This is a genomic window from Nocardia sp. NPDC002869 (assembly GCF_046764065.1).
Classification (GTDB): Bacteria; Actinomycetota; Actinomycetes; order Mycobacteriales; family Mycobacteriaceae; genus Nocardia; species Nocardia rhamnosiphila.
In genome coordinates this window covers 24,069-30,689 of sequence record NZ_JBKOOL010000060.1, presented here as the reverse complement: position 1 = coordinate 30,689, position 6,621 = coordinate 24,069, and the positions used below count along the sequence as shown (strand labels likewise).

The following is a 6,621-nucleotide window of genomic DNA, read 5'->3' as shown; positions in this document are numbered from 1 at the left end:
GAGCGAGGGAGCGCAGCGACTGAGCGGAGGAGGGAAGAATCGGGGTCACAGGGCCCCGACCCGCCCCGCCGGAGGCGGGGCAGATAAACACAGCTCAGCCGGCGGCCGAACCGGCCGTCAGCGGGCCGAGCGCGCTGCGCAGGTCACTGGTCTTGGGGACGCCGGAGATGCGGAACCGCTCCCGGCCCTCGGCGTCGAATACGAAGGTGGTCGGTAGCGACAGCACGTTCAGGGCCCTGGCGAGCGCCGGGTCGGCATCGATATCGATTTCGATATCACGCGGCGGCTGCGGGGAATCGGCCAGATCACCGGTGGCGTCGGCGACGACCCGGCGTACCGCGGCGCAGGGGCCGCACCAGTCGGCGGAGAAATGCAGTACCGCGGGCCCCGACCCGGTCACGCCGGCGGCGACGAGCAGATCGTCGCGCGCGCCGGTGTCGCGGTCCAGGGTGGGCGGGGCCGATCGCATCGCGCCCTCGCGCCGGCGCAGGTACAGGCCGACGGCCAGCCCGGCCAGCAGCATTACCGCCAGAATGGTGATCTCGATCATGGGCGCCGCAATCTGTTCAAATCGATCGTCACATCGCTACCCCGGCCCTCGACCACGATATGGCCGCCCAGGGCGGTCACCTCGGTGGGTCGGATACCGAACGGCAGTTCCTTCGTATCGATGGTACGGGTGAACATCGCCAGCACCGCCGGGATGTCGGCGTCGTCGACGACCGGCTCGGAGGGGACCGGCGAGATCTCCTCCGAGTACAGGCCGGTGGCCACAATCCGCACCTGATCGCCGTCGAGCAGCAGATCGGCCGCGATGCTCACCCGCTCCCCGGCGAAACTCGCGCCCTGCTGCCCGCTCGGCGCGGACGGCAGCGTTCCGGTCAGCACCAGCGCGCCCGCCGTGGTCATCCCCGACCCGCCCGAGCCGCCGGTGCCGTCGGATTTGTCCGCCGGTCGGGAATGGACCTCCAGATCCGGGATACCGAACAGGCGGCCCAGTTCGGTGGGCGCGACCCGCATCCGGACGTCGACCCGCTCCACCGGCACGTTGCGCACCCGTCCGTCGACCAGATCGCCGAGCGGCAGGTTCATCCCCAGCAGTGTGGCCTCCAGGCCGATCTCGCCGGGGATATCGGGCCGGACACTGTCGGCCTTGATCTCGATATTGTCGTAGCGGCCGTCGAAGGCCTGCCGCAGGAACGGGAAACCGTGGAAAGTGACCTCGGGGTCGGCGCTGAGATCGGCGCCGACCTTCAGCGACCGCGATACGCGGTACTCCGAATATGCGGCCGCACCGAAATCGACGACCACTGCCAGGCCCGCCAGGCACAGCAGTCCGATGATCAGCTTCCGCATGGCATGCACCCTAGTGGACGCGCCCGGTACGGGCTTCGTGCCGGTGGGCGGGGGCGGCCCTGTCCGCATCGACCCGGAATACGAGGTCATCGGGTTCGACGCGCTAATCTTGCAGCGATTACATATGGATGAGCAACGTGGCGACGGCGACGAAGCTGGCTTTCGCGTAGCTACGAGATGGGAGGAGTGCTTGTGGAGCTGCTCCTGCTGACTTCCGACCCCGACCACGAATCGGTACTGCCCTCGTTGTCGCTGCTCGCGCACAATGTGCGGCCCGCGCCCACCGAGGTGGCGTCGCTACTGGAGGCGGGTACCGCCGATATCGCGCTGGTGGACGCGCGCTCGGATCTGGCGGCCGCTCGCGGGCTGTGCCGCCTGCTCGGCAGCACGGGCTCATCGGTCCCCGTGGTCGCCGTGCTCACCGAGGGCGGGCTGGTCGCGGTGAATGCCGACTGGGGTCTCGACGATATTCTCCTCCCCAGTACCGGTCCCGCGGAGCTGGATGCCCGGCTCCGCCTGCTCGTCGGCCGGACGGGCGGTTCGGCCGGCCCGGAGAACTCCGGGAAGATCACCCTCGGTGAGCTGGTGATCGATGAGGGGACCTATACCGCGCGGCTGCGCGGGCGCCCGCTCGACCTGACCTATAAGGAATTCGAACTGCTGAAGTACCTCGCCCAGCACGCCGGCCGGGTCTTCACCCGCGCCCAGCTGCTGCAGGAGGTGTGGGGTTATGACTTCTTCGGCGGTACCCGGACCGTCGATGTGCACGTCCGGCGGTTGCGGGCGAAACTGGGCAGTGAGTACGAGTCGTTGATCGGTACCGTGCGCAATGTCGGGTACAAGGCGGTGCGTCCGGCCCGGTCGAACAACAAGAACGACTCCGATGCCCGGTCCGCGAGCGGCGACAAGGATGGAACCGAAGAGGTTTCGATGACACCGGTCAACGGCACGGTCCAGTGAGCCCGGCCGATATGGGTGAGTACGAACTGCAGTGGCACGAGCTTCCCTCCGCCGCCCGTGCCGGCCAGGTGAGCGCGCTGCTCGATGCCGCGGCGACCGCCGACGGCGTCGCGCCGGTTTCCGAACAGGTCCTGCTGGGCCTGCGCCGGGAATCGCCGGCCCGCCACCTGCTGGCCGTGGCGGGAGACGCGGTGACCGGGTACGCGAGTCTCACTCCGGCGCACGGCGAGCACCCCGCCATGGCCGAGGCGGTCGTGGCCCCGGGATGGCGGGGGCGCGGGATCGGTGGCGATCTGGTGGCGGCCGCGCTGGCCGCGGGCGGGCCGGAGGCCCGGATCTGGGCGCACGGGAAACTGCCCGCCGCGGAGGCGGTGGCGCGGCGGCTGGGGCTGTCGGCCGCGCGGGAGCTCTGGCAGATGCGCCGCCCGTTGGCAACTCCTGAGCTACCGACTGTCGAGGTACCCGACGGGCTCGTGGTCCGCACCTATCGCGGCCCGGCCGATGACGCCGAGCTCCTGCGGGTCAACAACGCGGCTTTCGATTGGCACCCTGAGCAGGGCGGCTGGTCGGCCCGCGAACTGGAAGAGCGCCGCGCCGAATCGTGGTTCGATCCGGCCGGGCTCTTCCTTGCCTTCGATGCGCAGGAGCCGCAGCGGTTGCTCGGATTCCACTGGACCAAGGTTCATCGTGACGCGGACCCTCCGGCCGGTGAGGTGTACGTGGTCGGGATCGATCCGGCTGCCCAGGGGCGTGGACTCGGCCGGCTGCTCACTCTGATCGGCCTGCACCACCTCCGCGATGCGGGGCTGGGCGAGGTTCTGCTGTACACCGAGGCGGACAACACGGCCGCGGTCCGCACCTATCGCGGGCTGGATTTCGCCCCGGCGCATATCGATATCGCCTACTCGATACCGGCCTGAGACCGCGGAACCGGAGGGTTACCACCCGGGGTGCGACTCTTACATCCGTGCGCTGGAATGCCGCATTCCGGTATGCGCGGAGTAACAGCGCGGCAAACATCACACATATCGGACGTGTTCGCGCCGCCCTGTTCACCTTCCGTTCACTTGCCCAGGTCCAGTTGTCCACCGACGCGCCCTAGTTTGATTCTGGGCGGCATTGGGTCGCCCGGTGTGCGAGTTCCCCGCGAACGGCCGCACCACGACACGCGCCCGGGCCGGTGAGGGACCGGGCGAGTAGGACGTATCCGGAGGACTGGAGTGAAGTTCAAGCGCAGCAGCGCCCTCGTCGGTGTGATCGCGGCCGTGACCCTGCCGCTGGCCGCCTGCGGTAGCGACGACAATGCATCCTCGACCGGAGTCGAGGCCAACGCCGACGTCACCTGCGGTGGCAAGGAGGCCCTCAAGGCCAGCGGCTCCTCGGCGCAGAAGAACGCCGTCGAGCGTTTCACCGCCGCCTTCGAGACCAACTGCGATGGCCAGACCCTCAACTACACCTCGAGTGGCTCCGGCGCGGGCGTCAAGGAATTCCTCGGCGGCCAGACCGATTTCGCCGGTAGCGACTCGCCGCTCAGCGAGAAGAAGGGCGAGCCCGCCGCGGCCGCCGAGCGTTGCGCTTCCCCCGCCTGGAACCTGCCGACCGTGTTCGGCCCGATCGCCATCACCTACAACATCGACGGCGTCACCGATCTCGCGCTCGACGGCCCGACCGTGGCCAAGATCTTCAACGGCACCGTCAAGACCTGGAACGCCCCGGAGATCCAGGCGCTCAACGAGGGCAAGCAGCTGCCCGCCGAGCCGATCAAGGTCGTGTACCGATCCGACGAGTCCGGCACCACCGACAACCTCCAGCTCTACTTGGACGCCGCGTCCGAGGGCGCGTGGGGCAAGGGCGCCGGCAAGGTCTTCAACGGCGGCGTCGGCGAGGGCACCCAGGGCAACGAGGGCACCTCGGCCGCGGTGAAGAACACCAAGAACTCGATCTCCTACAACGAGTGGTCGTTCGCCAAGTCGCAGAACCTGTCCGTGGCCCGGATCATCACCTCCGCCGGCCCCGAGCCGGTCGAACTGACCTCCGAGACCGCCGGTACGGCGATCAACGGCGTGAAGATCAAGGGCGAGGGCAACGACCTGGTGCTCGACACCTCGTCGTTCTACAAGCCCACCGAGGCCGGCTCCTACCCGATCATCCTGCCGACCTATGAGATCGTGTGCTCGAAGTACGCCGACGGGGCGACCGCGACCGCTGTCAAGGCATTCCTGACCTCCGCCGTCACCAACGGCCAGAACGGTCTGGCGGACAACGGTTATGTGCCGATCCCGGAGGAGTTCAAGACCAAGCTGACCGCGGCGATCAACGCCATCTCCTGATAGCGCGAATATGACAGTCAACCCAGAGGTAGCCTCGGCAGGCTCGTCCAGCGCGACGGGCCTGCCGAAGGCAGGAGTCCCCGCATCAATGTCGAGCCATCCGAGCAAGCCGCCGCTGGGCGGTGAAAGTCGCGGTCATGGCAGGCGGGCCGAGTTGGTGTTCAAATCGCTGGCGACCACCGCCGCGGCGATCATCGTGGCCTCCATCGCGCTGATCGCACTGTTCCTGCTGATTCGTGCGGTGCCTTCGCTACGGGCTGACGAGGTGAACTTCTTCACCAGCGCGGAGTTCAACACCGGTGACGCGGACAATCTCCGCTTCGGTATCCGTGACCTGTTCATGGTGACGGTGTTGAGCTCCGCGTTCGCGCTGGTCATCGCGGTGCCGATCGGTGTCGGCATCGCGCTGTTCCTCACCCGCTACGCGCCGAAGCGGCTCGCCCGCCCGTTCTCCATGCTGACCGATCTGCTGGCCGCGGTGCCCTCGATCGTGTACGGCCTGTGGGGCCTGCTGGTCCTGGCGGAGTATCTGAAACCGGTCCAGGAGTTCCTCAACGGCAACCTCGGCTGGTTCTTCCTGTTCTCCGACGGCAATGTCTCGATCGGCGGCGGTGGCACCATCTTCACCGCCGGCGTGGTGCTGGCGGTGATGATCCTGCCGATCATCACCTCGGTCTCGCGTGAGGTCTTCGCGCTGACCCCGCGGGCGCATATCGAGGCGGCCCAGGCACTCGGCGCGACCAAATGGGAGGTCGTGCGGATGACCGTCCTGCCCTACGGCCGCAGCGGTGTGATCGCCGGTTCCATGCTCGGTCTGGGTCGCGCGCTCGGTGAGACCATCGCGGTCCTGCTCATCCTGAAGATCTCGTCGACCCCGGGCACCTGGTCGCTGTTCGACGGCGGCTTCACCTTCGCGTCCAAGATCGCCTCGGCCGCGGCCGAATTCAGCGCGCCGCTGCCGACCGGCGCCTATATCGCGGCGGGCTTCGTGCTCTTCGCGCTGACCTTCGTCGTGAACGCGCTGGCCCGGCTCGCGGCAGGCGGAAAGGTGAACGGCTGATGACCACCACCACGACCAGCCTCGAAAAGCCGATCAAGGCGCCGACCTTCCGGGAGGTGAGCACGGCCCGCAAGATCAAGAACAACATCGCGACCGCGGTGTTCGCGCTGTGCTTCCTCGTCGCCCTCATCCCGCTGTGCTGGGTGCTGTGGATGGTGGTCAGCAACGGTATCGGCGTCGTCGTGTCGCTCGAGTGGTGGCAGAACTCGCAGAAGGGCGTGCTGCCCGATCAGACCGGCGGCGGTGTGTACCACGCCATCTACGGCACCATCGTGCAGTCGGCGGTGGCGGCGGTCATCGCCGTACCGCTCGGCATCATGGCGGCGGTTTATCTGATCGAGTACGGCATCGGCCGGTTCGCCAAGGTGACCACCTTCATGGTCGATATCCTCGCCGGTGTCCCCTCCATCGTCGCGGCGCTGTTCATCTTCGCGCTCTGGATCGCGACCCTGGGTTTCCCGCAGAGCTCGTTCGCCGTGGCGCTGGCCCTGGTGCTGCTGATGCTCCCGGTGGTCGTCCGCAATACCGAGGAAATGCTCAAACTCGTCCCGGACGAACTGCGTGAAGCCTCCTACGCCCTCGGCATCCCGAAGTGGAAGACGATCGTGCGGATCGTCATCCCGACCGCCCTGCCCGGCATGATCTCCGGGATCCTGCTCGCACTGGCGCGTGTGATGGGCGAGACGGCGCCCGTGCTGGTGCTGGTCGGCTACAGCAAGGCGATCAATATGAACATCTTCGACGGCAATATGGCCTCGCTGCCGCTGCTGATCTTCCAGGAATTGAAGAGCGCCGAGGACGCGGGTCGGCAGCGGGTGTGGGGTGCCGCGCTGACGCTGATCCTCATGATCGCGGTGCTCTACCTGGCGGCCGCGGCTGTCAACAAGCTCCTCACGCGGAACCGATAAGGGCGGA

Annotated in this window: 7 protein-coding genes; 5 read left to right on the top strand and 2 right to left on the bottom strand. The window is 67.7% G+C overall.

Features of this window, described 5'->3' with window-relative positions:
• Positions 1 to 94 precede the first annotated feature (94 nt).
• Positions 95 to 550, bottom strand: a complete 456-nt coding sequence (locus ACLML9_RS13695) for a thioredoxin family protein (RefSeq protein WP_411945871.1) — start codon at positions 548 to 550, stop codon at positions 95 to 97.
• Positions 547 to 1,356 carry an LmeA family phospholipid-binding protein gene (locus ACLML9_RS13690; RefSeq protein WP_411945870.1) on the bottom strand — a complete coding sequence of 270 codons (810 nt, stop codon included), beginning with the start codon at positions 1,354 to 1,356 and terminating at the stop codon, positions 547 to 549. The genes ACLML9_RS13695 and ACLML9_RS13690 overlap by 4 nt, the downstream gene beginning before the upstream one ends.
• A 192-nt stretch (positions 1,357 to 1,548) precedes the next feature.
• On the opposite strand from ACLML9_RS13690, the gene ACLML9_RS13685 reads away from it, so the two are divergent.
• The 5 genes from ACLML9_RS13685 (at position 1,549) to pstA (ending at position 6,614) form a co-directional block, all read left to right on the top strand.
• On the top strand, positions 1,549 to 2,316 hold the full coding sequence (locus ACLML9_RS13685) for a winged-helix domain-containing protein (protein ID WP_411945869.1): 768 nt from the start codon (positions 1,549 to 1,551) through the stop codon (positions 2,314 to 2,316).
• 11 nt (positions 2,317 to 2,327) lie between these two features.
• Positions 2,328 to 3,236 carry a mycothiol synthase gene (mshD, locus tag ACLML9_RS13680; RefSeq protein WP_411945868.1) on the top strand — a complete coding sequence of 303 codons (909 nt, stop codon included), beginning with the start codon at positions 2,328 to 2,330 and terminating at the stop codon, positions 3,234 to 3,236.
• A gap of 300 nt (positions 3,237 to 3,536) precedes the next feature.
• Positions 3,537 to 4,646 carry a phosphate ABC transporter substrate-binding protein PstS gene (gene pstS / locus ACLML9_RS13675; protein ID WP_411945867.1) on the top strand — a complete coding sequence of 370 codons (1,110 nt, stop codon included), beginning with the start codon at positions 3,537 to 3,539 and terminating at the stop codon, positions 4,644 to 4,646.
• Positions 4,647 to 4,734: 88 nt separating this feature from the next.
• Positions 4,735 to 5,706, top strand: a complete 972-nt coding sequence (gene pstC, locus ACLML9_RS13670; RefSeq protein ID WP_411945866.1) for a phosphate ABC transporter permease subunit PstC — start codon at positions 4,735 to 4,737, stop codon at positions 5,704 to 5,706.
• Complete coding sequence (gene pstA, locus ACLML9_RS13665) at positions 5,706 to 6,614, top strand: phosphate ABC transporter permease PstA (RefSeq protein WP_411945865.1); 909 nt, start codon at positions 5,706 to 5,708, stop codon at positions 6,612 to 6,614. The genes pstC and pstA overlap by 1 nt, the downstream gene beginning before the upstream one ends.
• Positions 6,615 to 6,621: the final 7 nt, after the last annotated feature.